The organism is Psychrobacter sp. 1044, from assembly GCF_904846525.1.
Taxonomy (GTDB): Bacteria; Pseudomonadota; Gammaproteobacteria; order Pseudomonadales; family Moraxellaceae; genus Psychrobacter.
The window spans coordinates 1-1,191 of record NZ_CAJHAZ010000050.1; the positions used below are offsets into that span (position 1 = coordinate 1).

At 42.3% G+C, this 1,191-nt stretch carries 2 protein-coding genes; both read right to left on the reverse strand.

Features of this window, described 5'->3' with window-relative positions; translation table 11 throughout:
• Nucleotides 1-904, reverse strand: a 904-nt coding sequence (mobQ, locus tag JMX82_RS14120; RefSeq protein WP_201541000.1) for a MobQ family relaxase, incomplete at its 3' end; no start/stop codon positions are given.
• A gap of 7 nt (nt 905-911) precedes the next feature.
• Nucleotides 912-1,191, reverse strand: a 280-nt coding sequence (locus JMX82_RS14125) for a hypothetical protein (RefSeq protein ID WP_227676823.1), incomplete at its 5' end; no start/stop codon positions are given.

A 1,191-nucleotide genomic window follows, 5' to 3' on the forward strand; every position in this document is an offset into this window, starting at 1 on the left:
GTCTAGCTCTTTTATCTGCCCAAGCTGTGTTGTATGTTGCGCTCTCAATGAGTTTAACTGCTCTTTCAATTGCTTCTCTAAGTCTGTCATTACTCTGCACTCTCTGCTCTGTGACGGCGTTCAGGCTCTTTTCAATAATCGCTAGCTGCTGCATTGCATGGTTATATTCTTCAACCTTGCGGTTATAGTCGCCTGTCGAGGTCTTAATGCCTTTGCGCTCTAGGGCTGACGCTTCCCAACCTAGTTTTTTGGTGGGTAGTTGCTCTAACCCTCTGTCTTTATGGCTTCTGTGGTCAATTCGGGCATCAATCTTGGCTTCTTTGAGGTGCTTATTGGTGATATTAGCCCACTGCTCACGGATTGCCTTTAATTCTTCCCTAGCACTTGGTAAACCACGCTCTTTAAGCTGGGTATTGCTCATTTCTAGCTGTGATTTGCTGGTTAAAGCGACTCTGCCACTCTCCAAGCGTTCCAGCTTGCGTGTGGTCAACATAATATGGGCGTGATGGTTGCGGTTGTCGCCCTGTGCATCAGGCGTATGTATTGCCACATCAACGGCAACACCGTATTGATTGGCTAAGTCCTTAGCAAAGTCATTAACAAGCATCATCCGCAAACGCCCTGATAATTCATGGGGTAGATTAACAACTATCTCCCTTGCGGTTCTGCTGTTCTTTCTCGTTTCGGTGGTTTCTGCTAAGTTCCAAAGCTCATTACGCTCAATCTTTAAATCGTTTGGTGTATGAAGTCGGGTGTGTGCTACACCCTTTCGTTTTGTGTAGTCGTGTTCTTTGCCTGTGCGTTCATCTTTGATAGCAATACCGGCACGATAAGCAATAGACGCAGTGGCGGTTCTTCCGCTACTGCGTGATACTGGCTTAGTCGATAGGTGATAGATTGCCATTTTTTATTTAAACAATCACAATATCTAATTCTTGCATTAATCTTCTTTTAGAGTTTTCATACGATTTTTTATCGTTAAAACCCTGATATTCTACTGGGTCATGTTCGCCTACAAGGATAAACTTTATAGACCAACTTTCATCATGCTCTATGAAGTTAATTTCTTTAATAAACTGAGTATTAATAACTCTTTGTTTAATCATAATAAATTTTGACATTGTTATTCCTTTTGTCTTTTGGGGGTCAAGGGGGTTTCCCCTTTGCGAATTATGAAAACTATCTATACTG